The sequence below is a fragment of the Leptothoe sp. LEGE 181152 genome (genome assembly GCF_032906605.1).
Classification (GTDB): Bacteria; Cyanobacteriota; Cyanobacteriia; order Phormidesmidales; family Phormidesmidaceae; genus Leptothoe; species Leptothoe turfae.
In genome coordinates, this window is sequence record NZ_JASATU010000047.1 from 140,401 (window position 1) to 167,083 (window position 26,683).

Consider the following 26,683-nt stretch of genomic DNA (forward strand, 5'->3'; position numbering starts at 1 on the left):
TGTGTTCAAATATACTACAAAATGTATTAATGCATTGTTGTTGCTGACGTTGGGCTAGTTTTTGCATGCCTATGGTAGGTGATTTTAGAACTTAATCTGTACCGTGAGATTGGGAGAGTATTCTGTCAGTTTTTTGATTGGTAACCGATAGGGTGAAGAGTTCTCAGAATTGATAATTCATGATATACAAAAATCTGTTTAATTTGATTTTTTATTTCTGTTTTTAATCTCTTTTCTAAAACATTACCCTCGTGGGTGATGGTCTTCTAAAAAGTATCAAGCATGATGTAAATGCGCTGTAAAGCTAATCAAAAAAAGCGTAAAAAGCACTTTTTTGTATCAGTTTTCGGCTTAAACGAATAACATTAGGACATTCTTATGACTGCTCAACCAACCAAACAATTTTTCGGTTCTGAGACCTATTCCAAGAATATTCTTGGTCCTTCTTTTTTCTCAATGAGCGATTTGACTATCGCTGGAACAAGTGATGATACAAAAGCTGGTTTGACACCTGCTCCTGCTAACTCTCCTTATATTGTTGCTGATAGCGAAGAGCTTTCTGTTAGCTTAAAAGTTACGTTTAACAAGAGCCCGCTGACTTCACTGCTAATGTGTCTAGGCACTGACGTCCATGTCCGCTTTGCCTTCGAAGGTATTGGTGGTGCAGCGGCTGAAGAGGATGTAGAAGTTGTCATCACAACGGTGAAAGATACCTATGAGTATGAACTGAAGTGGACAGGTACGCCTGAAGATGCTCAGCTAACTGCCGGTCTTTACGGTGTAGCAGCAGTAGCTCAGGTTGGCCCTGTTAAGCATAATTGCAGCCAGCCAATCATTGGTTACGGGTACCTGGCTGGTAAGCTTCTACAAGTTTATCCTGCTTAAGGTCTCACATAGCTTGTTTTGACAGGTAGATCTTTCTAATGCATGGCGTTAGGCTGGTGAATTTTTGTTCACCAGCTTTTCTTGTGTTTAAAGCTACAGTCTTGACTGGTTCAGTGCATTACCCTAGACAGCTAAAAATTAATGGGGCGCATTGTAAGTACTATTACTTAGTGCTGTCGACCTATGGGTTGGGCACACTAAGAAAGAATTTGAAAAAAGAAAAAAAGAGACGTATACTGCACAACAATTAACTGTTGTTTTTAGGTTTCCTCAAGATTTAAGCCATGGCATCCCAATGTCTTTTCTATCCGTTACGTAGTGTGATTCGTTGTATGGCTAAGGCCCATCTGACAGTGGCTCCCGAGGCTTACGAATCAGGCTTAGTTTGGGATGAAGCTCTGTTTACAGAGTTGACTAGCACGTTTTTGCAACCCTCGGTACAGCCGTTATTGGCATCTCCTTTTGCATCCCGTGACGAGGCGGCTATCGTTGAAGGTCAATTGGCTCAATCCCTCGTTAATTCCTACAGACGTATCCTACGGCAGCGGCAAGATGTCCGAGTGCAGCAGCTTAATGCGTTACTGGAGTCAGCTGTTGATTAAGCGGTTGCTAGATGCTTGCGAGCGGAGTTATAGTTACGGCGCAGAAATTTGAAGGCCTCTCGCTCAATCTGGCGAGCTCGCTCACGACTGACGTTGAGTTGTGAGCCAATTTGAGCAAATGTCATTTTTTGACCACCCTTGAGGCCAAAATGTAATGAAAGGACTTCTTGTTGCTGCTTAGTTAACGTGCTCATCATGTCAGCGACGTCTGAGTGCATCAGTTCTTGAGCTGCATAGTCCTCTGGTGATTGACTATCGTCTTCTAGAAGATCACCGAGTTCTACATCTTGGTTATCCCCTAAACGTAGATCGAGAGAGAGGGGTTGCCGATTATAACTGATGCAATCGCGAACTTTTTCAAGCGGCAAATCTAAAGCATTAGCAATTTCTTGAAATGTGGCAGAACGGCCCAGCTGTTGCGCCAACTGTCGCTGAGTCTTTTTGATTTTGTTGATCTTTTCGTGGATATGAATAGGCAAACGCATTGTGCGACTTTTCTCTGCGATCGCACGCGTCATTGCCTGCCGAATCCACCAATAAGCATAGGTAGAAAACCGATATCCTTTGGACGGATCAAATTTTTCTACGCCTCGTTGCAAACCAATGGTGCCTTCTTGAATGAGATCGAGTATCTCGACGTTACGTTTGAGATACTTTTTCGCCACAGAAACTACCAATCTCAGGTTAGCTTCCACCATTTGACGTTTAGCTCGCTGACCTTGCTCCACAGCCATTTTGAGTTCATCAATCGTCAGATTAGCTGCCTTGGACCAGTCTTCTAAAGTCGGCTCATGGCCAAGAGATTCTGCAAGGCCATCCTTTATAGTTTCAATCGTCATCAATGTCCGCACCGCATTGCCAAAGGTAACCTCCTGTTCTGGCGTTAGTAAGGGTACACGACCAATCTCTTTTAAGTAGATGCGAACTAAATCCTTATCGTTTTGAACAGTGCTCATTTTTCGAACGTGCTTAAAAGTAAAATTGACTTTGATCTTGAGGTGTGCAATCACCTGTCAGGCTATGGAAAACTTGAATGGCCCCAACGGATCAGTGATTGGGAATGGCTAATTGAGTCTTAATCAATCCTTTTGTATTAATTAATGTAAATAAAAATCAGAATTGCTTACAGGGGTGGAAAGCCGTATTTAAATTTTGCGGTTTGCCGAACTATCTGATTTGTCAAGGAAAAATGCTTGACTGTACGGATTTCCCCCTCCCTAGGCTGGGGTCGATTGCATTAGTGTTTTTAATGTAGTCCTTTACATAAGTTAATCGGCGAGGCAGCCATGGTATTCCCAGAACGTTAAGCAACCGTTTATCTACGCTTCAGTTCTTTCTCCGATCAGCTCTGTAAGTTGGAATTAGCAACATCATCACGCTTCACTCTCCATATCCCCCGTAGGTAGTCATCCGTTCCTAGGCTATCCACGTTATCTCGCAGACAAACTATCGAGAATTTTGTATTATGTTTGAGCTTTTCAACGACAAGGCAATCTCGGCCATTATGATTGCCCAGCAGCAGGCAAGCCGGTTACGCCAACACTATGTTGGAACCGAACTTATACTGGTTGGGGTCATTGCCCAAGGCGATAGTCTGGTTTCTCCCATTGTTCAGGAAGCTGGTATAACTTTACAGGTTTTACAGGAAGCAGTTGAGGCTACGCTAAAAAGTGATAGTAAGCAACCATCTGCCGAAATTCCCTTCACCCCTAGCGCTAAACAGCTTTTAGAGCAATCTCTCAAGGAAGCTCAGCAGTTAGATCAAAGCTACGTAAGTCCAGAGCACTTATTACTTGCAGTCACCAGCAGTGACAAAAGTTCTGCTGCCAAAATACTGATAACCCTAGGCGTAGACCTGGTCAAGCTCCGTATCGCAATTATTCGAGCAGTGGGTGAACGGATGCCTGTACCCACTGCCGGTAGTCGAGACGCTAGTGGCTTTAAGGGAAAAGCGTTGGAAGAGTTTGCCACTGACCTGACGAAATTAGCTGCCGAGGGCAAAATTGACCCGGTTGTTGGCCGCAGTCAGGAGATTGAGCGCGTTGTTCAGATTCTAGGTCGTCGTAGCAAAAATAACCCAGTACTTATTGGTGAGCCTGGTGTGGGTAAAACAGCGATTGCTGAGGGATTGGCTCAACGGATTATCAACCAAGATGTGCCGGAATTGCTTCTCGACCAGCGGGTGTTGAGTCTAGACATTAACTCATTAGTAGCGGGCACTCGATTTCGCGGAGACTTTGAAGAACGCCTCAAGCAGATTGTGGCTGAGGTTAACAAGGCTGGCAATATCATTTTTCTCATCGATGAAATTCATACCCTGGTGGGAACAGGTGGCATGGAAGGTGGCATGGATGCAGCCAACATGCTTAAGCCGGCTTTGGCCCGAGGTGAACTGCAGTGTATCGGTGCCACTACCCTCGACGAATATCGCAAGTACATTGAGAAAGATGCAGCTTTAGAGCGACGCTTTCAACCTGTAATGGTTAATGAACCTAGCGTTGAGGAGACGATTGAGATTCTGAAAGGAGTGCGATCTAGCTATGAGCAACATCACAATTTGCTCATTTCCGATGATGCTCTAGTGGCTGCTGCAAAATTGTCAAATCGTTATATCGCAGATCGCTATTTACCCGACAAGGCGATTGATTTAATTGATGAAGCGGGTTCCTGTGTGCATCTGCGTCATTCTCAGACGTCTTTAGCCAAAGAACTTAAGCAGTCTCTTCGTAAAATTATCTGGGATAAAGATGCTGCGGTAAAAGCTCAGGAATTTGATCGGGCTAGTGAGTTACGGGATCAGGAACTGGAACTGGAAGCTAAACTGCAAAATTTTAATGAGAACAGAGCTGCTATAGATACACGCCCTGTGGTGACAGTGGAGGATATTGCGCAGGTAGTGGCCTCGTGGACAGGTGTTCCAGCTAACCGGATTACTAAATCTGAGTCTGCCATGTTAATGAAGCTGGAAGAAACCCTACATCAGCGCATCATTGGTCAAGAAAACGCAGTGAATGCTGTTGCTAAGGCTATTCGGCGGGCCAGGGTTGGCTTAAGCAGTGAGCAGCGACCCATTGCGAGCTTTATTTTCTGTGGCCCTACTGGTGTCGGTAAAACTGAATTGACTAAGGCCTTGGCTGATAGTGTGTTTGGTGCTGAGGATGCCATTATCCGCTTGGATATGTCGGAATATATGGAGTCCCAATCAGTCGCTAAACTGATTGGCTCCCCTCCAGGATATGTGGGCTATGGCGATGGTGGTCAGCTGACAGAGGCTGTGCGACGTAAGCCCTACACAGTGGTCCTATTTGACGAGATTGAGAAGGCCCATCCAGATGTTTTCAATCTGTTGCTGCAGCTGTTAGATGATGGCCGATTAACTGACTCTCAAGGTCGTGTCGTGGATTTCAAAAACACTGTCATTATCATGACTTCAAATATTGGCTCCCGTGCCATTGAGAAGCAGGGTACGGGTATTGGTTTTGACATGATTGATGGAGATCTGGCTACGGCCCAATATACGCGCACCCGTGAGCAGGTCAATGATGCTCTTAAATCCTCTTTCCGACCTGAGTTTCTCAACCGTCTGGATGAGATTATTGTCTTCCATCAGCTTCAGCGTAGTGAGGTCAAACAAATTGCGGATATCTTGCTGCAGGATGTGGCCAAGCGCTTAGTTGAACAGGCAATTAAGATTGAGGTCACCGAGGCCTTCAAGGACAAACTTGTTGTGGAAGGATACGACCCGAGCTACGGTGCACGTCCCCTAAGACGGGCGATTACTCGTCTGGTGGAAGATAGCTTGGCTGAAGCTCTTCTGGCTGGTGACATTCGTGCCGGTGAAACGGCTATTCTTGATGTAAATGACGATGGCCAGGTAACAGTTCAGCGGGAGCGGGCATTAGCTCTTGTTAGCGGCTGATAGCAAAACCCTAGATACCTAGGTATAGGGCGTAAGGTTTTGGATTGGGTTGAGTTCAGTGCTGACTAACCATAGATGTTTTCTATGGATTAATCTGCCGAGAGTATGGCAACGATTGTTTACATTGCGTTACAATTTCCATAGAAAGTTAAGAAGCAGTTCCATGAAGTCTACAAATTGCATTACCATCCAAGGTCCTGTTTGAGTAACTTTGTAATTAGGCTAGACGACCTACAAGCACGGCGGTTTAGCTTTAATAGATGGGCTGAATAATTTGATGATTCACTAGCCGGAATTGTGGCTTTGTTCTCATTTTGTTTGAAGCTTTTGTCGAATACTTTGTTTAGGTTTTGTTCCCTCATTAAGTAGACGGTATTGAGAGTCGATTCATCAATGGGCTTTTGATGTTGTTAACGCTCTGTTTGATAGTTGTGTAATAGTCTCCATGGGCTTTTGAAGACATCATTGATTTTCGCAATTGTCACACATTAACTAAGGAATTATTCAATCATGACATTTACTACAAGCACTTTTTCTAGTCAGTCCGTTAGTTTATTGGATGCTGTTCCAGCGACTGTTGCTGCATTTAAGCGCTTATCTACGGATGAGAAGCTGGGTGTACTTTGGTTTATTTATAAGGCGATGGGGAATGGTTCTGTTACGCCAGCTGCCACAGGGGCTGCCCGTCTGCAATTTGCTGAAGGCTTGCTCAGTCAGGTGAAGGCATTGGGGCCTGACGGTCAAATGGCTTTTATGCAAGATTTGATTGCTCAACGTAAGACATCCATGACCCAAGCCTATGGTGTACTAACTAATAACACTAAGCTTGCTTTCTGGTACCAGTTGGCAGAACTCATGCGCTCAGGAGATGTGATTGGAGTACCGACCAATTACGTACTTTCTCGCAATGCCAATGATATGTACAATCGCATTGTTGCCTTAGACTTTGGTCAACAGATTACGGTCTTGCGTCAGATTGTTGTCAATATGGGTTACGACTCATTTGCTTAGAGGGTTGACCAAGATGGCAACGATACACCTGATCGACCAGCAACTTGCAGATGCTACTGGGTTAGATAACCAATCTGAAGTGGTTTTGCGGTACTTTACACTGTTTAATCGCGGTGAGTATCAGCAGGTTGCTAATCTCTTTACTGTTGAAGGGAGTCTTTATCCGCCTTTCGAGGCCCCTGTTATCGGGCCAACTCAAATAAGAGATTATTTGGTTAAAGAGGCGGATGGAATGTCAGTTTCTCTGTTGGGTGCTGAAACATGTCAATTGGACAGTGAACGTCTGCAAGTTGACGTTCGCGGTAAAGTCACAGCGCTGGTTTTTAAGGTGAATGTTACCTGGCGCTTCATTTTGGCAGCAGATAACAAAATCGAGTCAGTTCGTATCAACCTTGTTGCAACTTTAGAGGAGCTTTTAAAGTTGCGACCTGAGAGTTAATTTAAGCAACGCTGGATAGCTCCCATGATTGGATCAGGGTATCACGCCCCAGGGCAATGTCTTGGGGCGCACACCGCCAGTCTGGATGGGCTGTCAATAAAAAAGCTTCAACTGTTTCACGATCAAATAAATGCCAAGCTAAGGCACCGTTAACAGGGTGTGGGATAGCGTAGAGATTACTTGTCAGATAGTGGATGGTGAGTCGCTCCCTCGTAAACGTTGGTAGTGTCAGTGTTGCGCCAACGGGTAATGAGCGAAAACTTTGAATGGCTTCCTTCAGAGTTTCCAGTGAGGGAATCAATAGTCCTGGAATTGTGATTTTTATGGTTGTTTCACCGTCAACCTTGATCCAATAGCGACGCACTGGGTCGATGCCGATAAGCCAAGCAGACTCATCGTCCAGGGTGTAGCGGGGGGCTAAAGAAAGTTTGGACTGCATGGGATTAATCGAGCAGAGAGCGGGCATTAAATCAACAAGTACCTACCTACACCATTACTTGGCTCGACAAGAAGTGCAATCTCTTGCAATAAAAGTTAAGTGTATTTGATGTTATGTATTAAATTTTGTAACAAACTACAGATGCTGAGGTCGAACTGGATGGGATTGATGATTGCGGTTGCGATCGCGATCACTTGGCTCATCAGCCTAATAGTTCTCCTCCCACAACATTCTACCAATTATTCCCCAATACTCTTGGTCTTTTGGATCTTGTCGAGAACATTCTTGCACACGGGACTGTTTGTTATTGCCCATGATGCTATCCACGGCAATGTCTTTCCCGGTGACCCATCTAGAAATCGTTGGGTTGGTCGCCTGGCCTTAGGTCTATATGGTTTTTTGCCCTACCAAACCTGTCGCAAACTGCACTGGCAGCATCATGCTTACCCAGCCCAAACACGGGATCCTGATTTTTACTCAAAGCCCGATGGCCATTTGATTCGGTACTTTATACGCTGGTATGGTAGCTTTATGAGGAATTATTTGACTCCTCGTAATCTAGCTGTTGTAGTAACTGGCATTGTCCTGACAACAGTTTCTTTAGTATTTCTTGCCAAGATTAATAGTCAAAATCTTATTTTGTTTTGGCTTGTTCCCTGGATTCTCAGCTCATTGCAGCTATTTACGTTTGGTATATTTTTGCCTCATCATCATGATGATGACCAAAGCAACAACAATGTTCATCAGACTCGAAGTTACTACTATCCAGTGCTTTTCTCCTTGCTAACTTGCTATCATTTTAGCTATCACAGGGAGCATCATGCCTACCCTGAAGTTCCCTGGTACCAGCTACCTGATGTAGCGATGGCCGATGGTTATCCTGAGCCTTTTCTCCCATAAAAGAACGACGTTGCTGCTCCTCGGGAAAATTTAACCTGAAAAGTATCAATTTATCCCCTCATTCAGCAACGGCAAAAGAACCACATTGACGTTTCCAACTCTTCAATATCTCGTTGTCTTTTTGTAAAGAAATGTAAGGTGGTCATATACCCACCTCAAAAAAATCCATGAACTTTCCTCAGATTCAAGCCTTCCTTGACAGCCCCAACCCGCAATTGCGGATGAAAGCCATTGCTGAACTTCATCATCATGAGCCTGCCGCCGTTGTGCCGCTGCTAAAGCAACGAATGAATGATGGTAAATTTCTCGTACGCTCCTTTGTGGCAATGGGACTGGGATATAAGCGAAATAATGAAGCGTTTGAAGCCCTGATTAGCATACTTAACAATGAAACCGATCATAATGTTGTTGCCGAAGCCTCTAATTCACTCGCCAAATTTGGAGCCCAAGCACTTCCTCATCTCATAGCCGCGTTTGAACAGAATTCAAACTGGTTGGTACGGCAGAGCATTTTTGGTGCTTTAGAAGATTTGGATGATCCTGAGGTTCTCCTGAAATTATGTCGATTAGGAATTCAAGGGGAAGATCTTACCGTCAGAATGGCCGCGTTAACTCAGCTGAGAAGACTTAAGGAAACCCATAAACTTTCAGAAGCGTTGAATCTTGCCCTGGCAGCGGCAACCGACGATAATGGCTTGGTTCGAACAAGTGCTGCTAGGACTTTGAGACACCTTGGTGGACCTGAAGCTCAAGCGATGTTAGACAAGCTGCAACAGGATTCTGACTATCGTGTGGTTAGAGCTGTTCTAGAAGGACTCTTGTAATTACTGCCTGGACCGAACTCATGACCGGACGGCTATTACCCCCTAACGGATGATAAAACAATGTTTACAGTTCGTTACACTGAGGGTGAACTGGAAATAGTCCTCACAACGGTTTCAAACTGTATCGAAGAGCCGCATTATCCAGTTCCAAGTTATTGAAAGGAGACCGATATGAACGGTAATCTTCGCATTGGGAATCTGTTTGGTATTCCCTTCTTTATCAATATTTCCTGGTTTTTTGTGTTGGCCCTCACCACTCTAAATTTTGGCAGTGGTCTAGCTGCTCAGTTTCCCTGGCTGGGAGGAATGGCTCTAATTCTAGGATTGATCGCAGGCATTCTCTTATTTGCTTCTGTTTTACTCCATGAGTTGGGGCATAGTTTCGTTGCTCAACAGCAAGGTATCCAAGTCAACTCCATCACACTTTTCTTGTTTGGTGGCTTAGCAAGCTTAGATGATGAAGCAAAAACACCCTCTGGGGCCTTTTGGATTGCTGTAGCTGGTCCCCTTGTGAGTTTAGTACTGTTTGTTTTGCTAACCCTCCTAGCTAGGAGCGGTTTTGTGACTGGGCCAGTCGCTGCAGTGACCAGCTTGCTAGCCTATATTAATTTGATCCTTGCGACCTTCAATATGATTCCAGGTTTACCTTTGGACGGTGGTAATGTTCTGAAGGCTGTTGTTTGGAAAATTTCTGGCAATCGCTACCGTGGGATTCGCTGGGCCAGTCGCACGGGGCAAATGATTGGCTGGTCAGCAATTATGCTAGGTATCCTTGCTGTTCTAGGGCTGTCTAATGCTGGTAGTTTTTGGACGTTAATTATTGGTTGGTTTATTTTGCAAAATGCTGGCCAGTCTGCACAATCGGCAACTGTTCAAGAGGCATTATCTGGTCTGACAGCCGCTGATGTAGTTCTTGAAAATAGTCCCATTGTCCATGAAAGTGATACGCTTCGTGAGCTAGCAGATACGACACTGTTGGCAAGTGGTAACAGTCGATGGCAGCGTTTTCTTGTGGAATCTGCAAATAACCAGCTAGCTGGGACGATCGATTTGGATGTACTTAAAATAGTTCCATCAGATCAATGGAGCGATCATCCGGTGCGTGACTTTCTGAAACCCGTTGCGCAAGAAATCAAGGTTCAAGCTAATCAGCCTCTGTTAGATGTTATTCGTCAACTGGAGGCTCAGGGAACTCAAGCACTGGCAGTTACCCGAGAAAATGGTGCCTTGGTTGGGCTTTTAGAAAAGGCTGAAATCATTAATCTGTTGCAGCAGAAAGCTCAATCTCAGCCAGCGTAGAAACCATAGTATAAGCATGGCTTTGCTTCTTAGCAGAATTGTTATGAAGCAAAGCCGTTTTTACTTTTTGCTTCTTAGAACACTTCCCTTCAGCCAGCGTTACCATAGAAATACCAAAATTACTCATCGTTTGTTACCGATGAGCTGCTGACTTTTCAGAGGGTTGGGGCATGAAAAATCAAGAGGCAAAATATGGTTTTACCCGGATTGCTGAGCGCTGGAATGGTCGTCTGGCAATGCTAGGCTTTACCATCGGCATTATTACCGAATTGCTTACTGGTAAAAGCATCTTGTCTCAGCTAGGCATTATGTAGTGTGACCACATTAGGGCGCTTACATGCCTGCTTAGAATGCTATGCATCGGTACAACCTATCCTTGAATCATTTCAAGAATTAACCCTCGTTTGGCTTGCAAGTAAGATTGCATTGCATTTTGCTCATCAATACTTAAATAAACTCGGTCTTGAATCTGCTCAAGTAAGTGTCTAACAAAAAGAGCCTCAGGAAGGTTAGAAATATTCTCTGGTGAGTTTTCTAAGATTACGGACCAAAGTAACCTTAGCGTTGAAGCATCCATACTGTTTGCTCTGTTATTGCTAGGATATTTTTTTTATCATTGGAGTATTTAAATCTGGTTTGTTTAATATTTTCTTTATCTTTCATTTTACATTAATGCTTCATAGCTGGTGTAAATGAAGCTACAAACCTCTAGCTGATAGGGTGTAAATCCTGTTGGGTATAGGTTTGGGTATATATAATTTTTTATTGCTCAGTCACACGTGTGTGTATAAAAATTGGCGCATATGTATTTAGGTAAATCGCTATTTAGGTAAATGGCTATACTAAAAATTTGAAAAATCAGATTGCATCTAATCAAAAATGTCAACTTTATAAAATCTAAATTGACTTAAATTTAGATTTCGTTACACTTGAAGGGTTGCTTCTCATGCCAGCATCCTTTGCTGTTTAACCCATGCCTTCTGCATTTTTTCCCACCCCGCAGCCCCTCAAGCCGATTTCAACGGTATTTGATCTGAAGGATCGTTTAGATTGGGGCGAGCCTGCTCTCACCATTATTGATGTTAGAAGCAGGCGTCTTTTTAATGAGAAACGCATCTTAGGGGCCATTTCGATGCCTGTGGATGAACTCGTTGCTCGTGTTTCTGTAAGTCTTGAAAGCGATCGCGATATCTACGTTTATGGTGAAACTAACGAGGTTACATCCAGCGCTGCTACTCAGCTACGTGGTGTGGGCTATCAAAATGTTGCTGAACTGATGGGTGGTATTGGTGCTTGGCAAGCGATTTCGGGACCCATTGAGGGGACTCTTGCGGTGTCTTAAGACTAATGTATAAATTACAAGCTCGCAGTTTCAAAGTCGTGGGCAGATTTATTTCTCCGTTCATGTGTGTATTTTGAGCGATAAATCAGACTGTAAACGGCAGGGACAAAATATAGTGCCATGATGGACGAACCGGTTATGCCACCTGCGATCGCAATGGCCAGTGGCCGCCAAAACAACCCCCCACTGATGATTAGCGGCACAAAACCCGCAATTGTCGTAATGGTTGTTGTGATTACGTGCCGTGTGGCCTTATTTACGACGGTGGCAATGGCCTGACGATCCCCTAGTTTGGCTCTGTTATCCCCATTGAGTGCAGAGAGAACAATGACCGTGTCATTAATGGCAATACCCACCAGCCCCATACTGCCAACAATGGCCATAAAGCCCATCACAGCCCCAAATACTTTGAGTGAAAATAGGGCCATACCAACAGAGCCAATCCCCACCATTGCGACGATACCGGCCTGGCGAAATGAACCCAAGGATAACACCAGAGAAATTACCATGACCAGTGCTAGCAAAGGTACATAGAGTAGTAAGTTACCTTGGGCCTGACTTTGTTCAGCTTTTTCTCCGCCAAACTCGAACCAATAGCCAGCCGGTAATTCGAAGTTGGCTTCGGCCAGTTTCTCCTCAAAGGCCTGTTGCACCACTGAGGGCAACACTCCAGCAGTAATAAAGCCCTGCACACTATTCACCCGCTGTTCATTTCTGCGGGCGATCTTGGCTAGCTCAGGTACTAACCTGAAGTCTCCTAGAGCAGCAGTGGATGCCCGGTTGCCTGTTCCACGCAAGTCTAAAGAGGCAATTTGACTGAGGTCTGCCCGGTCACTATTGGCAACCCGTACTCGCACTGGCAGGTTTTCAGTCGCTTCTAGAATTGAGCCGCCAACGCTACCTTCTAAGTAGGCTTCTAGCTGCTGTGCAATGGCCGTATTGTTCAAGCCCGTCTGTTGAGCCTGTTCTTCATCAATCCTCAGCCCTAGTTTAGGTAGCGCTTCTGTTAAATCATCTCGTACATAAACAACATCGGGAACACTGATAAGAATTTGTCGGGCCTGTATACCCAGTTGCCGTAGTTCTTCGATGTTGGGTCCGTAAAGTCGCAGTTCGATAGGGGCATCAAAGGGTGGCCCCTGTTCCAGTTGTTTGACCAAGACGCGGGCTGCCGGAAAAGCATTGTCTAGTTGCGCTTGGAGGTTTTTCACAATGGATGCCAGGTCTCGATTGGTGTTGAGCTGTACCATGGCCTGGGCATATTGGGCCTGGTTACGCCGGTTGCCCGTAAAGTTGTAATAGAACTTAGGCGCACTTTCTCCAATGAACCAATGCACTTCGTCGATATTGGGATTTTCTAACATCGTCTGACGAGCCTGCAACATTTGCCCACGGGTTTGTCCAATAGCAGTTTGGGGGGCAAACTCCACTTCTACCTGGAGCTGGTCACGGTCACCTGCGGGAAAAAACTGCTGGTCTAGGGTGGAGGCGGAGATAAAGCCGATGAGGGGGATGGTGAGGGAGAGTGCGATCGCAAGCAAAGGATGTTTCATTGTCAACTGTAGTGACTTGCGATACGGACGAGCTAACAATGGTGAGGAGAATCCATCTGCCCACCAGCTACCAGGCCGTAACAAAAATCTCTGTAGTGACTTAACAGGGCCAGTTTGAGTCGGATCTTGCAGCTGATGTGCCTTAGTTTGACTACGTCCTAAAACTCTTGCGGCTAGGGCTGAAATCACTGTTAGCGATAGCACCAACGATGAAATTAAAGACACAATCACCCCCAGGGCAATGCTGCCAACAAACTCTCCCGCTGCCCCTGGCAATAGATAAATGGGTAAAAACGTCATGACCGTAGTCACGGTAGATGCAAACAGCGGTACCTTAAGGTAGTCAACCGTTTTTGCCACAGCATCAATGGGGCGATGGCCGTGCTGTAGCTCCATTTGGATTTCATCTACCGCAATAATGGCATTGTCAATCAGTAACCCCAGGGCAATGATCAGTCCGGTTACCGACATCTGGTGAATGGGTACTCCAAACACTGTCATCCAGCCAAAGACTGCCATGGTGGTGATGGGCAGAGCCGTACCTACTACCAAAGCCGAACGCCAGCCCATGGTGAACAAAGTAACCCCTACCACCAGCAGGGCACCCAGTATCAGGTTTCCTAACAGCTTTCTGATTCTCTTTTCTACATAGTTACTTTGGTCAAAGACAATATCCAGGCTCACCCCCTGGGGCAACTGAGCTTCAAAGTCTGCCAGTACTGCACGCACGCTCTCAGCCCAGACATCAATGCGCATGCCCGACTCCATCATCACTCCAGCAACGATGGCAGGCTTGCCACTCACAAGCGATAAATCTGTTACCGGTTGTTGTATGCCTCGATATACCTGGGCAATGTCGCTGAGGCGAGTAAAGCGACCATCGTCAGTTTGAATAGCAATCTGGCGAATTTGGTCTAGAGTTTCTAACTCTCCTTCTACCTCAATGGCTAAATTCTGTTCGTCGCTACGAAACTGGCCTGCGGTGATCTTGGCATCACTGGTTTGAATGCGATTGGCTAAATCTTGGGGAGACAGACCCACTGCTGTCAGACTGGGGGCATTGACCTCTACTACAATTTCTTCTACAGGGTCGCCAAATAGTTCCACTTCTTCTGTCCCGACTGTTCCCCTCAGTCGCAGCGCCAGTTCTTCGCTGTAGCGCCGCAAAATTGCATAGTTTGGGTCTGTCGGTAACTGCCAGGTAAGGGAGGCAATCATTGTGTAAGCTTTGACAAAAGCCTCGTCTAGCTCGGGTTCACTGGTGCCAGCGGGTAATTGTATGGCTGCGTCATCCAATTCATCTCGCACCTTGGACCATACCGACTGAGCGTCGATAATTGATTCACTTAGCTCAACAGTCACGGTTGAGAATCCTACCCGTGAGTCAGACGAGAGAACATCGATTTCTTCGAGTTCCGATAGTTCTGCTTCAATCACTTCTGTGACTAGAGCCTCCACACGTTCGGCATTCGCTCCGGGATACGCTGTCTGGACGGCGGCGATACGGGAGACCAGTTCAGGATCTTCTTGTCGTGGCAGGGCCTGGAAGGATACAAAACCCCACACTACGACCATCACAATGGTGAGGATTAGCAGCCGGATGTTGCGGTAAAACGGTCTAACCATGGTGGCAGGTTCCTAAGGTTAATGGGGAGGGGCGCACTGTCGTGTGCCCTACGAGATATCAATCCTGCATTGAGCGCACAACTGTGCATCCCTATGGGAGTTTTATGGTTGGACTGGAGTGACTAATTGGCCTGGAACCAGGCGATGGGGACCACTGGCGACGACCATGTCATTGGGTTGGAGGGTGCCGCGGACTAGGATGCGATCGCTATCTTGATATACAACCTCTACGGATTGGGATTGCACTGTATAGTATCCTCCGTCAGAATTTTCATCTGGAACTAACACATAGCAGGTCCACAAACCGCGAATTCCCTGGGTTAGGGCTTCTGTGGGTAACCACATGCCGTCTGTGGGAATTGACGCTTGCAAATTCACCCGCACGGTTTGTCCAGTATTTGCTTGGCTAGCAGCTGCAGATTCCAATGCCAGCACAACTGTTTGCGTGCGTGTTTGCGCATCAACCTCGGGTAAAATCGACGATACTGTCGCCGAATATGGGCGTTCACCCAGATACACTGTTTTCTCATCACCGATATTTAACTGATCAATAGCACTGACGGGCATACCTATCCTGGCTTCAGGTATTGCATTTTCTAAAAGACGTATGACCGACTGACCAGCACCGACTACGGTGCCTTCGTCGACCTGTTTAGCAGAAATTACACCAGCAAACGGAGCCTGTAACGTGCTCTTGGAGATGGTCACATCTAAATCTGCAATGCTGGCGTCCAACTGTTGCACCAGTGCTTGCTGAGCCATTATTTGTTCGGGGCGAGTACCGTTTTGTAACTCTTCTAGCTGACTGCGAGACTGATCTAGTCTTGCCTGGAGTGCCCCTTCACCAAAGGAGAACTCATCTAGTTCTTCGCGAGAAATGGCCCCTTGGGTGTAGAGAGAGTCACGCCGTGTACGCTGCACTTGCTGTAACCGTAGCTGTTCTTCTAAGTCCCTAACAGCAGCGGCAGCGGCAGCAATGTCTTCTGACCGAGCCCCTGTTTGCAGTTCCATTAATTGGGCATTGGCTCGGGCTTTTTCTGCCAGCAGTTGTTGGCGTTGAGTTTTTAGATTACGAATATCTAAGCGAGCAAGGGGAGCGCCAGTGTCTACAACTTCTCCCTCGACTACCAGGACTTCCACCAGTTGCCCGCTACGTTCAAACCCCAGTTCACTGGCCCGTAGCGATGCAATTTCCCCTGTGTAGGTGCGCGACACTAAATAGCTACTTACTGGAGTTACCGTTAGAGTTTCTACGGGCAAAACTCTTTCTGCTTGTTCGGAGGGCACCTCAGCTGAGCTAGCAATACGCTCTTTTATTCTGGGGATACCGATCATAAGGAATCCTATGGTGCCCAGGCAAATTAAAGCCAGACGTTGGCGAGAAATACCAAAGACTGTGGATAATGCCGAGTTTAATCCTGGTGATTTAAAGGTCATGGCGCTATCAGTCCATCAAAAAAGCAAACGTATGTTTGAACAGTGGTTGATAATGAGTGCTATCGAAATCCAGCGCTAATTTGAGGTTGTCTACTCAAGAGGCAATGTAGACGACGAAGCCCTAACTATCGCTTTTATGGATCTTCAACCCCTTTAGTGGGTTTTGATTCAGTTAGCCCTGAGACTTAAGCCCAGGGTGAATTGTTGCATTCTGCCAGAAGCAAAAAAGCAGGTAAGACTGTAGACTTCATTCAAACGTATGTTTGATATAATTAAAACGTACGTTTGAATAATTGGCAAATAAAAAATGATTTTTTTCAGTTCATCCTTTGCTGAGGCGAATCCTGGATGTTATGTCCTGGTAGTCGCTTATGATGGCTGACATACCCAACTGATTTAAGTATTTGTTTAGTTTAGGAGCATAGATAACTTCAATGGCGAGTGCAGCATCCGCTGATACCAAAGAGCAACTTCTGAATGTAGCCGAACAGTTAATTGCCGAGCGGGGGTATGCAGGGACTACTGTGCGGGCCATTGCCAATCAAGCCAATGCGAATTTGGCGGCGGTTAACTATCACTTTGGTTCAAAAGAAGAGCTGTTTCGAGCAATCTTTTCTCGTATTGCCAAGCCAATTGTTGTTGAGCAGTTGGCTATTCTCAACGGACTTCAGAAAAAAGAGACTTTGCCATCGATTGAAGAAATCCTGACGGCATTTCTAAAACCATGTTTTCAAAAGATTGTTCAAAATGAGTCATTTCGAACAGTGCGGGCTCAGTTTATGGGGCGTTGTTGGAGTGAGCCAGAACCGCTGCAAAGTATTGCTAGTGGGGAATTTATGGAGAGCCGCCTGGCATTTCTCAAAATTCTGCAGCAAATAATTCCTGACTGCTCGCAGCGAGAACTGAACTGGAAGTTAGACTTGGTGATTGCTACATTAATTCGCGTGCAAAATGAGGCGGGTAAACCAGACTCCTTATTGAAAAGCAGCCAGCCAGAAGATGTTGACTATGCGGTTCAATATTTGGTGCGGTTCTTGACTCCTGGAATGTCAACATAAGGTAAATCACGTTTCACCTAGAGGTGTGATCATTGTCTTTTGTAAATGGACTAGGGAAAACTGTCCTGATTACTTGGCAACATCGGTTACTTTCAGCGATCATATGACTACATTAGGATTGGGCACCCGAGGAAATCATGCAATCCCCTACTGTTACGGCCCTTTTGGCCGACTTTCTCAAACAGCCTAATATTGAAGCTTCACCAGCCTGGGAGTTTATTAATGGTCGAGCCCAGCAAAAAGTTATGCCAACATTATTCCATTCTCGTCTGCAACGCAATCTGGTAAATGCTATCAATGCTCAGACAGATAGATATGAGGCAATCCAGGAGCTACGGTGCATTGTGCCTCCTTACTCGCCAGTTCCAGATATTGCTGTTGTAGCGATTCAGCGTTTCTCCGATGAAGATGACCCGCTTCAAGGCCCACCGGATTGGTTAATCGAAATTCGGTCTCCTGATCAAAGTACTCTAGACCTACAAAATAAGATTTTGCATTGTCTGGGTAATGGTACTCAGCTTGCTTGGTTAATTGATATCCAACGACAGCAGGTCTGGGTTTGGGAGGAGCAAGAGCTACCCATGATTTATGCAAGGGGCGATACACTGCCCACTCTCGGCGATATCTCAAGCTTCACTGTGGAAGGAGTTATTGCTATGACTAAACAGCGTTAGAAAGGCTTGGTGCAGACGGGGTTCGACTTTGCTCAGTCCTCAGTATATGACTTAATTGGGGTTGAACTCATAGTTGAGGTAAATATTTAATCAGAGCCCGCATGGATTCGCCGGGGTGGGGTTGGATGGGGCGATCGTTGGGTAAAAACTGGGTCCATTCGACGGGTTCGGCAAAATTGTGATGATGGAGGCTGTGGATGATGGTGTTGACGGCAGCCTGGGAGCCGATGATGAGGATTTTGACAGGTTCGCGATCGGACTTGGGGACTGAGTAGAGCTGAAGCGAGGCTTCTGGAGCAATAGCGGGCTCAGATAAAGCGACAAAGCTTTGGATTTGCATAGTCGAAAATGTATGCCTAATGGTTCACGCTTTAAATTTAGTTGTCCATTGGGTATACGTCAACTAGTAGGTATACTTTTGTGGCGCATGATCCTCTGACAGGATGAGGGTCATGGGAAAAGCCGGACGCGTTCTAAAACAGGTTCTAGAGACCTATGACATTAGCCAATACAGCCTCGCTGCCACATTGGGCATCGAGCGTACTAATGTATACCGCTGGGTACATGAGATGCGCGATCCTACCTCTGAAACGTTGGTGGATATTGTTAAAGCGCTAAGAACACTGAATTCAGAAGCCGCTGAGACGTTTGTTCAGAAGTATTTGGGGGATGTGGCTCAAGGATTGGATTAAGTTAGCGATCGCGTTTGGCTTTGATGGTTGAGATCGCTTCTTTAATAGCAGTTTCTACATTGAGCCAGGCTTCATCGCGATCGGACCAAGAAGTAACAGGTCTTCCATTGGTGGGAAACGCCTGAAGTTTACGGAAGGGGGTGCCACTCCAGTCAGCAGGACGTAGGATAATGGGAATAACTCGGGCTTTGCCAGCTTTGTGCTGGGCCATGGCTTGCTCAAGTTCGTTTTTATAGCAATAGTCTGAAGCAATAAAGTCAGCACTAATCAACAACAGGATAATGTCTGCACGATTCAGATTATCATCGATTTCATCGGCCCAGTCTTCTCCTGCAATAATGCGACGGTCGTGCCAGGGTTGGATCAGCCCCTGGCGTTGCAACAACTTTAGATGAGTTTCTAGCTCATCGCGCAGAGTTTCGTCTTTATGGGCATAGCTGTAGAACAAACGTAGCGATTGGTCTTGTCGTTTGAAATCGATCCTCTCTTTACCCTGGCCTTCCAAATCGACGCCGTTGAGTAAATCTCTAACGTTGAGCCCAAGCAAACCATCACCTATAAAAATATCAAAGGTGTTTTGTCTAGCCTCTTCGCGGGTGAGTAATTCTTGGTAGTCTACTGAAACTGATGGATGACCAGGAACAGGGACTTTTTCTTTGGGTTTAGTTTTAAAGTGACTGTGAATGCGCTCAAAATCATAGCGGATAATTGCTAACAAACGACGACGGCTTGCCAGGGGCCCATTAACGCTGATAGTGACGCAGCGATCCTGAGGATCGGCTTTGACCAGGGCACGATTGCCTTCAAAGTCGAGGATTACACCGGTCCTCCAGCGGAGCTGATGCTTGCTTAGCACATGGGTACGCACAATGAATCGAGGTAGTAGTCCTTCCGACAAGATGGAATACTCATAGCGAAAGTTTAGACATTCAGACAGGATAAAATCTGATGCTTCGGGGGGTTGTTGTTTGTCCAACAGTTCGGGAATCAGATAGCGGTTATCGTCTTCCTCAAACCGAAAACACAGCTCGAACTTACGCATCAGTTCTAACAAAAATCCATGACGTTCAGGGGGGTAATTCTGAGAGTCAAGGTTTCTAGCTAAGCAAGCTAACTCTAGTTCACCTCGGGTATCGGCTAGTTCATGAGCATTGAGTAGTGTGTAGATACCATTAGTGACCCAATGAGGGTTGAGGACGTGGGTGTCACGCAGACGGCTATCATCTTTGTAATTCAAAGCAATGCCCAGACTGTGAAGGTGAACCGCTAATGAATCTTGGGCACGCTGATCGGGTTCTCCATCACCTTGGCAAATTTCTCGATATTTCTCAAAGGAGATGTAGTTTTCAGACATATCTGCCAGTCGATTTTTAATCTCAACCCAACTAGCTGGGAAAGAGGCTCGCAGATGCTCTAGGTGATTCGTTTCTCGTTCAATTGCTCTTCTCAGCTCATTAATTCCAATTTCTGTTTCACAGTCGGTTTTAATAAATTCACGAATATTAGGGAATTTTTGCTGCAGCGCACGACGATTGACATCAAAAGGATGCTCTTTGACCTTGTTGAGCACAACAATAACGGGAGAATCACCTCCAAAGCTTTGGATTATCTCTAGCCAGTATTCTGCATCAGCATCTTCATGCCCCTGACGACCGTTGAGTACTAGCAAGTAAAGACTACGCTCAGTGAGAAAAAACTGGTGGGTAGAATGCATAATCTCCTGACCACCAAAGTCCCATACATGAAGTTTGATATCTTCAGTTTGGTTTAACTGAATAGGCCACTGGGTAATTTGAATACCTTCTGTTTTCTCAGACTTCGAGTCAAATTCGTTATAAATAAGTCGATTAACAAGGGAGGTTTTTCCCACAGCGCCAAAACCTACCAAAATTAGTTTGGCTTCGTTTAAGGGATGACGATCAGCCTGTATACGGAAGTAGTAGTTGAGAATATCCTCCGGTTTTGCTGGCGTTGCACCAGAGTCAACCTCCTGCCAAGTGGGACCAAGAATTTCTCTGGAAATGCCTAATTGCTCATTTTCATGGAGGTAAAGCCGAGTCAGATTCTTGAGCTGTCCTAAATCTTCTGGCAATGAGATAAGTCGATTATTGTCGAGGTCAAGCCCCGTCAGGTTGGTGAGCTGTCCCAACTCTTTTGGTACTGAGGTGAGTTGATTCTGATCAAGGTAAAGCTCCATGAGGCCATTGAGCTGTCCCAGTTCTTTTGGCATTGAGGTGAGTTGGTTCTTGGCAAGGTATAGCCCCGTCAGGTTGGTGAGCTGTCCCAGTTCTTTTGGCACTGAGGTAAGTTGATTGTTAGAGACAAAAAGCTCTGCCAAGCTGGTGAGTTGTGCTAACTCTTTTGGCACTGAGGTGAGTTGATTATTTGAGAGGCAAAGCCCCGTCAGGTCGGCAAGCTGACCTAGCTCTTTTGGCACTGAGGTAAGTTGATTCTGATCAAGGAAGAGCTCTGTTAGGTTGATGAGTTGTGCCAACTCTTTTGGCACTGAGGTGAGTTGATTGTTGGAGAGGTAAAGCTCCGCTAAATTGTTAAGCTGTCCCAACTCTTTTGGCACTGAGGTGAGTTGATTGTTAGAGCATTCAAGCCGAGTCAGATTTTTAAGCTGCCCCAACTCTTTCGGCACTGAGGTGAGTTGATTGCGCGAGCATTCAAACCGAGTCAGATTTTTAAGCTGCCCCAACTCTTTCGGCACTGAGGTGAGCTGATTTTGGGATAGGTCCAGCCACGTCAGATTGACGAGCTGCCCCAAACCTTTCGGCACTGAGGTGAGCTGATTTTGGGATAGGTCCAGCCACGTCAGATTGACGAGCTGCCTAAGCTCTTTCGGCACTGAGGTGAGTTGATTTTGGGATAGGTAAAGCACCATGAGGTTGGTAAGCTGTCCCAGCTCTTTCGGCATTGAAGTGAGTTGATTTTGGGATAGGTAAAGCACCATGAGGTTGGTAAGCTGTCCCAGCTCTTTCGGCACTGAAGTGAGTTGATTTTGGGATAGGTAAAGTCGAGTCAGGTTGGTGAGCTGTCCCAGCTCTTTCGGCACTGAGGTGAGTTCTAAACCTGATAGATCCAGTGTGGCTTCGTTATAGTTGATAACTGATTGAATGCGTCTTTGAGCTTCAGTAAGTCTGTTGTTGTTATTACCAACAACACCAATCTCTTCAAGTGTTACCTCTAAAACTTGAAGAATGGCTGTTAGACTCGTCTTACTTACCCACTTACCCCGCTCCGGATGAAATAACCGACTAACCGTATCCGCACTCACACCAGCTTGCTTGGCAATAGCTGCATAGCTCAGCTCACCTTTAGCAGCCTCTAACTTTTGCAATCCTTCAGGGCTGGCCAGAAAACTGCGCGGTTTTGACGACATAGACGATTTTGCTCAGCATCGTTATCAAGATACCCGTGATATCCCTGAACCGCCATCAACTGCTAAGCCTTTCAAGGATGATGATTCCAAACGTTGTCAGTTTGCAGCTTTCCCAAATTTCCTTTTCTAGCTGTACCGTACGCTGAGCAACACGTTGCTCTAGGTCAGCATTGCGCTGTTGGATCTGTAGTTGAGCCACATAACGCCTTTACCTTATCGTTGGTCTGAGCCATAGCACTCAGAAAAATAATTGGAATCTCTCGGGTCAGTGGATTGGTTTTGAGAGACAGACAAACTTCGAACCCATCCATATTTGGCATCTTGATATCCAGCAAAACTAAATCAGGGTGCTTCTCCTCCACCAAATTAATGGCTGTTGGTCCATCAGTCGCTGCTTGCATGACTGGATTGCTCGCTCTATCTCTCTCACATAAACCTATTCTTAAGTTGGAATTTTGAATTTCTGTAGTTAAACGGACTTAAGTAGGTGTGCCAAATCTCTTACAAAAGACTTTGACTGAATGGTCTGAATTGTAGGTGGCTATTCGAAATCTGTTCTGTAACTAATTCCGCATAGGTACTTAAATGACCCTAAAGGCATTGCTATTCCTTTGAATAGGGCTACCATCAAGTAATTTTTTTCAATTCTTAAGAAAAAATAAAATGCGCGATATAATATCCAGTGAGTAAAAATACTCATGGGAGGGTCCTATGGATGTCGGTCTAATGAGGTTAGTCTGGTCTGTCATTGACGAAACACCGGTCGTCCATAGGGAAGGAAATTTCAGCTGTGAGCAGATGCGGTTGATACTCCATAGAATCGATAATCGAGTCCGGCTTTCGCCCCAAGAGCATGTAGAAATTCGGCAGTATTTAACTGATCGTCAACCTTTGATTCAAGCGATTTATCTGGAGCAATGTATGTAGGCTAGTGATTGGTCCATAATGGGCTGGTCATTACGTCAAAGATAGATCAGTTATTTTCGCCTCTTACCCGATGATTCTGGGACGATAGAAGTAGAAATCCCCAACTCTGGGAATCCAAAAATTTGGGGAAAGTTGTCCGTAACCCCATTAAAAATCTAGAAACAACGTTAAAGCACAAAGTAATACGAAATAACTTGCTAACTTAGGTTAAGGTTAACGAATAAAACAAATAATTGGCCCTTAAAAGAATTCTAGACAGGCAAAATTTGGCCTACTCGGAGATTGAGCGCCACAGTATTGTTGCAATCAGTCCTGAGCTACGGATGTTTGTCATTAGAAATGATTTAAGTCTAAGCGTACTAGTGGCATTGTTGCTGGCTTGGCAGTCAGTTATTTAGAACCTTCCTTAATAAACTCATTTTCATTCGACTATAAATCAAATCATGAATAACACGATAGATCCCTTGCCTGACAATGTTTCTGGATATATTGCTTGCTGTTATTTAAATCCCACAGACAGATTACAAATCGTTCGAATTACCAATATTCCCAATTGGTATTTTGAGCGTGTGGTATTTTCGGGGCAGCAGCTAGTATTCCATGCATTTCCAGAAGCACTATTAGAAATCCATTCATGCGAGATGGTGACGACCATATTGACTGATCGAATTTCCTGTAGTCTTATTCGCCATGCAGAGCAATTAGAGCTTCCCCAACAATTTGAGGCGAGTTCAACGCCAGCCGTTACCCAAGTACTATGAAATATTGTGAATGGTCCCTGCTATTCACAATTGCGCTGATTAACCTTTTTTTCATTACGTTATTGGTGGAACTTACCCATCTGTGATTCATTTTGAATTTTTGGGATGTTCCAGTCCCGGTCTAAAATCATACCTGCATTCAGCAACGCCTAATTTTTGTCGTTGTCCAATGTGCAGGTATCTCTCCTAACCATTCAACTCCAGAATCTTTATACTCTGTGTAGGCTAAATATCCCCTTTCAAATATTCTCTCCTATCACTGCATCAATTCCAGCTAACTTTCTAGATCGCTGGATAGCGTTCTGGGTGGTGTATTTATGGGTATATCTGGTATTGACGATTGGTCCAGACTTTGCTGGACGGTTTGATGATTTAAGTACGGGACTGGCGCGATTCGAACGCGCGACCTACCGCTTAGGAGGCGGTTGCTCTATCCAGCTGAGCTACAGCCCCAAAGCTAACCTATATAAAGATACACCTTACAATCTTGTCCGTAAGGATGCCGTCAGTAAAATCCGCAAGTTGGCTGAATAGCGCTCAGTTTTCTACCCAGCGTGGTATGTATTTCCACCCATTCTTCAGGATCTTTCGATAGGGCTCAAACCCAGGCATCTTATCATCCACAAGCCGCCAAAATGCCTGTGAATGGTTCATATGTACTGTATGACATAGCTCATGTACTAGTACGTAGTGCACCACCTCTTTAGGTAAAAACAACAGCTTGTAATTGAGGCTAATGTTTTTGCTGCTAGAGCAGCTAGCCCAGCGAGTCTTCTGCCCTCTAACTGAAGGGCGCTTAAACGGTAAATCCAAATCAAAGCTGAGTTGGCGTAGCCACGGCACTAGCTCCCGATGGGCCTTATGGCCTAGCCACTCACACAGCACCTGATTACACGTAGGTACATGGTCAACATTGCCGCGCACTTTCAGCCCATGACCTGGCAACGGAATACATAAAGTCGGGCCACTATCCGCCTCGTAGCTCACCTGCCATGTTTCACTGGGGGCGCTTTGGGCTAGGGGTGCTTGCCACCGCAACTCCAGTTTATCTGGCTGAGTTGTCTGCCAATCAGTTGCTGTATCTTGGTGCTCGTTTAGTAATCGAGCTCGATTTTTCAGAATCCAGTCACGACGTTTGGCAATAAGATCCGGTAGATTTTTGCAGTTATATCGAGGCGGTACGACTATTTCCACACGGCCATCTACCTCGATTTTGATAGACACATGCTTGGCTCGCTTGCTTTTGCGAACGGTGTAGTCAAAATCAGTTGATGGATCGGAGGGTGGAAACAGCTCTAACTGCACCATGGCAAGGGTGACAAAGTCCATTTGTGTCTCATCAGTTTAACCGAAGGGTTCCATGGAACTATGGCTTCTTTATGCTTTGCCAAGATGAAGGGCTGCCACCAGGGCAGCCCCTACGGGATCCCATTGCCCATGCACCTTGATACTATGTGAACAAAGAAAATTGCTGTTTAATAATCGGATTCCTTAAACATGGCCCAATCAAAAACGCGACTAGGGTTATCAATAGCGGCACTATTAATGCTGAGTGCCTGTGGTGGCGGAGGTGATGGGGCATCATCCGAGAGTGCTGACAATACGGTGACTATCCTGGGTGTGATTGTCGGAGAACAGCAGGAAAAATTAGAAGCAGCCCTCAAGCCCTTTGAAGAGGAAACGGGCATTGAAGTGATCTATGAGGGCACTGATTCGTTTGCAACGTTGTTGCCTGTGCGTGTGGAGTCCGGTGATGCGCCGGATATTGCTATGTTTCCTCAGCCGGGGTTGATGGCTAGCTTTGCTGAGGCAGGGCAAATGGTTCCTATCACGGAGTTTATGGATGAGGCGACATTGGCTGAAGCCTATCCTGAAACTTGGCTATCCTTGGCTACTTTTGACGAGAGTCTTTATGGTATTTGGTACCGAGCTTCGGTAAAAAGTCTGGTGTGGTATAACCCAAAAGCATTTGAAGCCCAAGGGTTTACCGTGCCGACGACGTGGGATGAAATGTTGGCCCTTAGCGATCAAATTGTTGCTGCTGGTGCTAATCCCTGGTGTTTGGGGTTGGAGAGCGGTGAAGCCACTGGCTGGCCAGGCACTGACTGGGTCGAAGATATTATGTTGCGGACGGCTGGTCCTGAGATGTACGACCAGTGGATTAACCATGAGATTCCGTTTAACGATGATGCGGTACAGGTGGCCTTTGAACAATTTGGTGACATTGTCTTAAATGAGAGCTATATAGTAGGTGGCTCAGTTGGAGCGATTAGTACGCCTTTTGGAGATGCGCCCCAGGGACTGTTTGGTGATACGCCGACCTGCTATTTGCATCGTCAGGCTAACTTTATTGCCAGCTTTTTCCCTGAGGATGTGAATTTGGAAGAGGATGTGGATATCTTTTTGCTACCAGGGATTGACCCGGCCTACGGTACACCTGTCTTGGTGGCTGGAGATGTGTTTGGCATGTTTAACAACACTCCTGAAGCTCAGGCGTTGATGGCATATTTGGCAACGCCGACACCCCATGAGATTTGGGCCGGTTTGGGGGGGTTCTTGTCGCCCCACAAACAGGTAAGCCTGGATGCCTACCCTGATGCACTGAGTAAAAAGCAGGCGGAATTTCTAGGCAACGCTGAGACGATTCGGTTTGATGGCTCGGATATGATGCCAGGTGCTGTCGGTACTGGTACCTTTTGGGCTGGTGTCGTGGAATATGTGGCTGGTGAACCGGTGGAAGACGTGTTGGATACGATTGAAGCCAGCTGGCCAGAATAATCTGCCTCCAATCAAAATCACCGTGGATTGGGTTGAGGCATGAAACCCAACATTTCCTGAATGTAATGCTTTAGACGATATCTTCTCGATATCAACAACATATGCATTTATTGTGTTTTGCAAAAGGTGAAC

The 26,683-nt window shown here is 45.8% G+C and carries 26 protein-coding genes and 1 tRNA gene; 16 read left to right on the plus strand and 11 right to left on the minus strand.

Going from position 1 to position 26,683, the window contains the following annotated elements; all coding sequences use genetic code 11:
- Window positions 1-378: 378 nt before the first annotated feature.
- Window positions 379-885: a hypothetical protein gene (locus QGP82_RS23135; protein WP_163698610.1), complete on the plus strand. Its 507-nt coding sequence runs from the start codon at window positions 379-381 to the stop codon at window positions 883-885.
- Window positions 886-1,169: 284 nt separating this feature from the next.
- On the plus strand, window positions 1,170-1,487 hold the full coding sequence (locus tag QGP82_RS23140) for a hypothetical protein (protein ID WP_499061163.1): 318 nt from the start codon (window positions 1,170-1,172) through the stop codon (window positions 1,485-1,487).
- Here the strand turns inward: QGP82_RS23140 and QGP82_RS23145 are convergent.
- A complete protein-coding gene (locus QGP82_RS23145; protein ID WP_163662282.1) occupies window positions 1,484-2,443 on the minus strand; it encodes an RpoD/SigA family RNA polymerase sigma factor in 960 nt (319 codons plus the stop codon). The two genes, QGP82_RS23140 and QGP82_RS23145, sit on opposite strands and share 4 nt — an antisense overlap.
- 509 nt (window positions 2,444-2,952) lie before the next feature.
- Between QGP82_RS23145 and QGP82_RS23150 the strand changes: the two genes are divergently transcribed.
- The 3 genes from QGP82_RS23150 (at window position 2,953) to QGP82_RS23160 (ending at window position 6,856) form a co-directional block, all read left to right on the plus strand.
- Window positions 2,953-5,406, plus strand: coding sequence for an ATP-dependent Clp protease ATP-binding subunit (locus QGP82_RS23150; protein ID WP_499061164.1), 2,454 nt, complete (start codon window positions 2,953-2,955; stop codon window positions 5,404-5,406).
- A gap of 510 nt (window positions 5,407-5,916) precedes the next feature.
- Window positions 5,917-6,417, plus strand: a complete 501-nt coding sequence (locus QGP82_RS23155; RefSeq protein ID WP_163662278.1) for an orange carotenoid protein N-terminal domain-containing protein — start codon at window positions 5,917-5,919, stop codon at window positions 6,415-6,417.
- 13 nt (window positions 6,418-6,430) lie between these two features.
- The gene (locus QGP82_RS23160; RefSeq protein WP_163662276.1) at window positions 6,431-6,856 is read left to right on the plus strand and encodes a nuclear transport factor 2 family protein; all 426 of its coding nucleotides are present in this window, start codon (window positions 6,431-6,433) and stop codon (window positions 6,854-6,856) included.
- Window position 6,857: 1 nt separating this feature from the next.
- On the opposite strand, the gene QGP82_RS23165 is transcribed toward QGP82_RS23160, so the two are convergent.
- Window positions 6,858-7,295: a hypothetical protein gene (locus QGP82_RS23165; RefSeq protein ID WP_163701812.1), complete on the minus strand. Its 438-nt coding sequence runs from the start codon at window positions 7,293-7,295 to the stop codon at window positions 6,858-6,860.
- Window positions 7,296-7,463: 168 nt separating this feature from the next.
- On the opposite strand from QGP82_RS23165, the gene QGP82_RS23170 reads away from it, so the two are divergent.
- The 3 genes from QGP82_RS23170 to QGP82_RS23180 all read left to right on the plus strand — a co-directional run bounded on the left by QGP82_RS23170 (window position 7,464) and on the right by QGP82_RS23180 (window position 10,318).
- The gene (locus QGP82_RS23170) at window positions 7,464-8,195 is read left to right on the plus strand and encodes a fatty acid desaturase (RefSeq protein ID WP_499061309.1); all 732 of its coding nucleotides are present in this window, start codon (window positions 7,464-7,466) and stop codon (window positions 8,193-8,195) included.
- A gap of 167 nt (window positions 8,196-8,362) precedes the next feature.
- Entirely contained in the window at window positions 8,363-9,019 is a 657-nt protein-coding gene (locus QGP82_RS23175; RefSeq protein WP_499061166.1) for a HEAT repeat domain-containing protein, read from the plus strand.
- Between the two features lie 171 nt (window positions 9,020-9,190).
- The gene (locus tag QGP82_RS23180) at window positions 9,191-10,318 is read left to right on the plus strand and encodes a site-2 protease family protein (RefSeq protein ID WP_499061167.1); all 1,128 of its coding nucleotides are present in this window, start codon (window positions 9,191-9,193) and stop codon (window positions 10,316-10,318) included.
- Here QGP82_RS23180 and QGP82_RS23185 read toward each other — a convergent pair.
- The gene (locus QGP82_RS23185) at window positions 10,278-10,445 is read right to left on the minus strand and encodes a hypothetical protein (protein WP_163662266.1); all 168 of its coding nucleotides are present in this window, start codon (window positions 10,443-10,445) and stop codon (window positions 10,278-10,280) included. The two genes, QGP82_RS23180 and QGP82_RS23185, sit on opposite strands and share 41 nt — an antisense overlap.
- Window positions 10,446-10,488: 43 nt before the next feature.
- On the opposite strand from QGP82_RS23185, the gene QGP82_RS23190 reads away from it, so the two are divergent.
- On the plus strand, window positions 10,489-10,632 hold the full coding sequence (locus QGP82_RS23190; RefSeq protein ID WP_163701801.1) for a CAB/ELIP/HLIP family chlorophyll-binding protein: 144 nt from the start codon (window positions 10,489-10,491) through the stop codon (window positions 10,630-10,632).
- A 56-nt stretch (window positions 10,633-10,688) separates the two neighbouring features.
- Here the strand turns inward: QGP82_RS23190 and QGP82_RS23195 are convergent, their stop codons facing one another.
- Window positions 10,689-10,895, minus strand: a complete 207-nt coding sequence (locus QGP82_RS23195) for a hypothetical protein (RefSeq protein ID WP_163662262.1) — start codon at window positions 10,893-10,895, stop codon at window positions 10,689-10,691.
- A 396-nt stretch (window positions 10,896-11,291) separates the two neighbouring features.
- Between QGP82_RS23195 and QGP82_RS23200 the strand changes: the two genes are divergently transcribed.
- On the plus strand, window positions 11,292-11,660 hold the full coding sequence (locus QGP82_RS23200; RefSeq protein WP_499061168.1) for a rhodanese-like domain-containing protein: 369 nt from the start codon (window positions 11,292-11,294) through the stop codon (window positions 11,658-11,660).
- Between the two features lie 14 nt (window positions 11,661-11,674).
- Here the strand turns inward: QGP82_RS23200 and QGP82_RS23205 are convergent, their stop codons facing one another.
- Both QGP82_RS23205 and QGP82_RS23210 read right to left on the minus strand, forming a co-directional pair.
- On the minus strand, window positions 11,675-14,839 hold the full coding sequence (locus QGP82_RS23205; RefSeq protein ID WP_499061169.1) for an efflux RND transporter permease subunit: 3,165 nt from the start codon (window positions 14,837-14,839) through the stop codon (window positions 11,675-11,677).
- 102 nt (window positions 14,840-14,941) lie between these two features.
- Window positions 14,942-16,276, minus strand: a complete 1,335-nt coding sequence (locus tag QGP82_RS23210) for an efflux RND transporter periplasmic adaptor subunit (RefSeq protein WP_250564871.1) — start codon at window positions 16,274-16,276, stop codon at window positions 14,942-14,944.
- A 434-nt stretch (window positions 16,277-16,710) separates the two neighbouring features.
- On the opposite strand from QGP82_RS23210, the gene QGP82_RS23215 reads away from it, so the two are divergent.
- Both QGP82_RS23215 and QGP82_RS23220 read left to right on the plus strand, forming a co-directional pair.
- Window positions 16,711-17,334: a TetR/AcrR family transcriptional regulator gene (locus QGP82_RS23215; RefSeq protein WP_499061170.1), complete on the plus strand. Its 624-nt coding sequence runs from the start codon at window positions 16,711-16,713 to the stop codon at window positions 17,332-17,334.
- 137 nt (window positions 17,335-17,471) lie between these two features.
- Window positions 17,472-18,008, plus strand: a complete 537-nt coding sequence (locus QGP82_RS23220; RefSeq protein WP_499061171.1) for a Uma2 family endonuclease — start codon at window positions 17,472-17,474, stop codon at window positions 18,006-18,008.
- 67 nt (window positions 18,009-18,075) lie between these two features.
- On the opposite strand, the gene QGP82_RS23225 is transcribed toward QGP82_RS23220, so the two are convergent.
- Entirely contained in the window at window positions 18,076-18,348 is a 273-nt protein-coding gene (locus tag QGP82_RS23225; RefSeq protein ID WP_499061172.1) for a hypothetical protein, read from the minus strand.
- Between the two features lie 112 nt (window positions 18,349-18,460).
- Between QGP82_RS23225 and QGP82_RS23230 the strand changes: the two genes are divergently transcribed.
- Window positions 18,461-18,700, plus strand: coding sequence for a helix-turn-helix domain-containing protein (locus QGP82_RS23230; protein ID WP_163696326.1), 240 nt, complete (start codon window positions 18,461-18,463; stop codon window positions 18,698-18,700).
- Between the two features lies 1 nt (window position 18,701).
- Here QGP82_RS23230 and QGP82_RS23235 read toward each other — a convergent pair whose 3' ends face one another.
- Together QGP82_RS23235 and QGP82_RS23240 are read right to left on the minus strand one after the other, a co-directional pair.
- Complete coding sequence (locus QGP82_RS23235) at window positions 18,702-22,085, minus strand: leucine-rich repeat domain-containing protein (protein WP_499061173.1); 3,384 nt, start codon at window positions 22,083-22,085, stop codon at window positions 18,702-18,704.
- A gap of 164 nt (window positions 22,086-22,249) precedes the next feature.
- Window positions 22,250-22,486: a response regulator gene (locus QGP82_RS23240; RefSeq protein WP_499061174.1), complete on the minus strand. Its 237-nt coding sequence runs from the start codon at window positions 22,484-22,486 to the stop codon at window positions 22,250-22,252.
- A 310-nt stretch (window positions 22,487-22,796) separates the two neighbouring features.
- On the opposite strand from QGP82_RS23240, the gene QGP82_RS23245 reads away from it, so the two are divergent.
- Both QGP82_RS23245 and QGP82_RS23250 read left to right on the plus strand, forming a co-directional pair.
- The gene (locus QGP82_RS23245; protein ID WP_163662254.1) at window positions 22,797-23,012 is read left to right on the plus strand and encodes a hypothetical protein; all 216 of its coding nucleotides are present in this window, start codon (window positions 22,797-22,799) and stop codon (window positions 23,010-23,012) included.
- A 443-nt stretch (window positions 23,013-23,455) separates the two neighbouring features.
- Window positions 23,456-23,773, plus strand: coding sequence for a DUF1830 domain-containing protein (locus QGP82_RS23250; RefSeq protein WP_163696877.1), 318 nt, complete (start codon window positions 23,456-23,458; stop codon window positions 23,771-23,773).
- Window positions 23,774-24,152: 379 nt separating this feature from the next.
- Here QGP82_RS23250 and QGP82_RS23255 read toward each other — a convergent pair.
- Window positions 24,153-24,226 (minus strand) — tRNA-Arg (locus QGP82_RS23255).
- Window positions 24,227-24,310: 84 nt separating this feature from the next.
- A complete protein-coding gene (locus QGP82_RS23260) occupies window positions 24,311-25,102 on the minus strand; it encodes a M48 family metallopeptidase (RefSeq protein ID WP_490794903.1) in 792 nt (263 codons plus the stop codon).
- 168 nt (window positions 25,103-25,270) lie between these two features.
- Between QGP82_RS23260 and QGP82_RS23265 the strand changes: the two genes are divergently transcribed.
- On the plus strand, window positions 25,271-26,551 hold the full coding sequence (locus tag QGP82_RS23265) for an ABC transporter substrate-binding protein (RefSeq protein WP_499061175.1): 1,281 nt from the start codon (window positions 25,271-25,273) through the stop codon (window positions 26,549-26,551).
- Window positions 26,552-26,683: the final 132 nt, after the last annotated feature.

Bases quoted from the DNA above. Each gene is read 5' to 3' on its own strand.
- QGP82_RS23150 (WP_499061164.1), top strand. From the start codon at position 2,953: ATGTTTGAGCTTTTCAACGACAAGGCAATCTCGGCCATTATGATTGCC.
- QGP82_RS23250 (WP_163696877.1), top strand. From the start codon at position 23,456: ATGAATAACACGATAGATCCCTTGCCTGACAATGTTTCTGGATATATT.
- QGP82_RS23235 (WP_499061173.1), bottom strand. From the start codon at position 22,085: ATGTCGTCAAAACCGCGCAGTTTTCTGGCCAGCCCTGAAGGATTGCAA.
- QGP82_RS23220 (WP_499061171.1), top strand. From the start codon at position 17,472: ATGCAATCCCCTACTGTTACGGCCCTTTTGGCCGACTTTCTCAAACAG.
- QGP82_RS23240 (WP_499061174.1), bottom strand. From the start codon at position 22,486: ATGCAAGCAGCGACTGATGGACCAACAGCCATTAATTTGGTGGAGGAG.
- QGP82_RS23160 (WP_163662276.1), top strand. From the start codon at position 6,431: ATGGCAACGATACACCTGATCGACCAGCAACTTGCAGATGCTACTGGG.
- QGP82_RS23265 (WP_499061175.1), top strand. From the start codon at position 25,271: ATGGCCCAATCAAAAACGCGACTAGGGTTATCAATAGCGGCACTATTA.
- QGP82_RS23175 (WP_499061166.1), top strand. From the start codon at position 8,363: ATGAACTTTCCTCAGATTCAAGCCTTCCTTGACAGCCCCAACCCGCAA.
- QGP82_RS23165 (WP_163701812.1), bottom strand. From the start codon at position 7,295: ATGCAGTCCAAACTTTCTTTAGCCCCCCGCTACACCCTGGACGATGAG.
- QGP82_RS23195 (WP_163662262.1), bottom strand. From the start codon at position 10,895: ATGGATGCTTCAACGCTAAGGTTACTTTGGTCCGTAATCTTAGAAAAC.
- QGP82_RS23215 (WP_499061170.1), top strand. From the start codon at position 16,711: ATGGCGAGTGCAGCATCCGCTGATACCAAAGAGCAACTTCTGAATGTA.
- QGP82_RS23145 (WP_163662282.1), bottom strand. From the start codon at position 2,443: ATGAGCACTGTTCAAAACGATAAGGATTTAGTTCGCATCTACTTAAAA.
- QGP82_RS23225 (WP_499061172.1), bottom strand. From the start codon at position 18,348: ATGCAAATCCAAAGCTTTGTCGCTTTATCTGAGCCCGCTATTGCTCCA.
- QGP82_RS23140 (WP_499061163.1), top strand. From the start codon at position 1,170: ATGGCATCCCAATGTCTTTTCTATCCGTTACGTAGTGTGATTCGTTGT.
- QGP82_RS23230 (WP_163696326.1), top strand. From the start codon at position 18,461: ATGGGAAAAGCCGGACGCGTTCTAAAACAGGTTCTAGAGACCTATGAC.
- QGP82_RS23135 (WP_163698610.1), top strand. From the start codon at position 379: ATGACTGCTCAACCAACCAAACAATTTTTCGGTTCTGAGACCTATTCC.
- QGP82_RS23190 (WP_163701801.1), top strand. From the start codon at position 10,489: ATGAAAAATCAAGAGGCAAAATATGGTTTTACCCGGATTGCTGAGCGC.
- QGP82_RS23260 (WP_490794903.1), bottom strand. From the start codon at position 25,102: ATGGACTTTGTCACCCTTGCCATGGTGCAGTTAGAGCTGTTTCCACCC.
- QGP82_RS23170 (WP_499061309.1), top strand. From the start codon at position 7,464: ATGATTGCGGTTGCGATCGCGATCACTTGGCTCATCAGCCTAATAGTT.
- QGP82_RS23210 (WP_250564871.1), bottom strand. From the start codon at position 16,276: ATGACCTTTAAATCACCAGGATTAAACTCGGCATTATCCACAGTCTTT.
- QGP82_RS23185 (WP_163662266.1), bottom strand. From the start codon at position 10,445: ATGAGTAATTTTGGTATTTCTATGGTAACGCTGGCTGAAGGGAAGTGT.
- QGP82_RS23200 (WP_499061168.1), top strand. From the start codon at position 11,292: ATGCCTTCTGCATTTTTTCCCACCCCGCAGCCCCTCAAGCCGATTTCA.
- QGP82_RS23205 (WP_499061169.1), bottom strand. From the start codon at position 14,839: ATGGTTAGACCGTTTTACCGCAACATCCGGCTGCTAATCCTCACCATT.
- QGP82_RS23155 (WP_163662278.1), top strand. From the start codon at position 5,917: ATGACATTTACTACAAGCACTTTTTCTAGTCAGTCCGTTAGTTTATTG.
- QGP82_RS23245 (WP_163662254.1), top strand. From the start codon at position 22,797: ATGGATGTCGGTCTAATGAGGTTAGTCTGGTCTGTCATTGACGAAACA.
- QGP82_RS23180 (WP_499061167.1), top strand. From the start codon at position 9,191: ATGAACGGTAATCTTCGCATTGGGAATCTGTTTGGTATTCCCTTCTTT.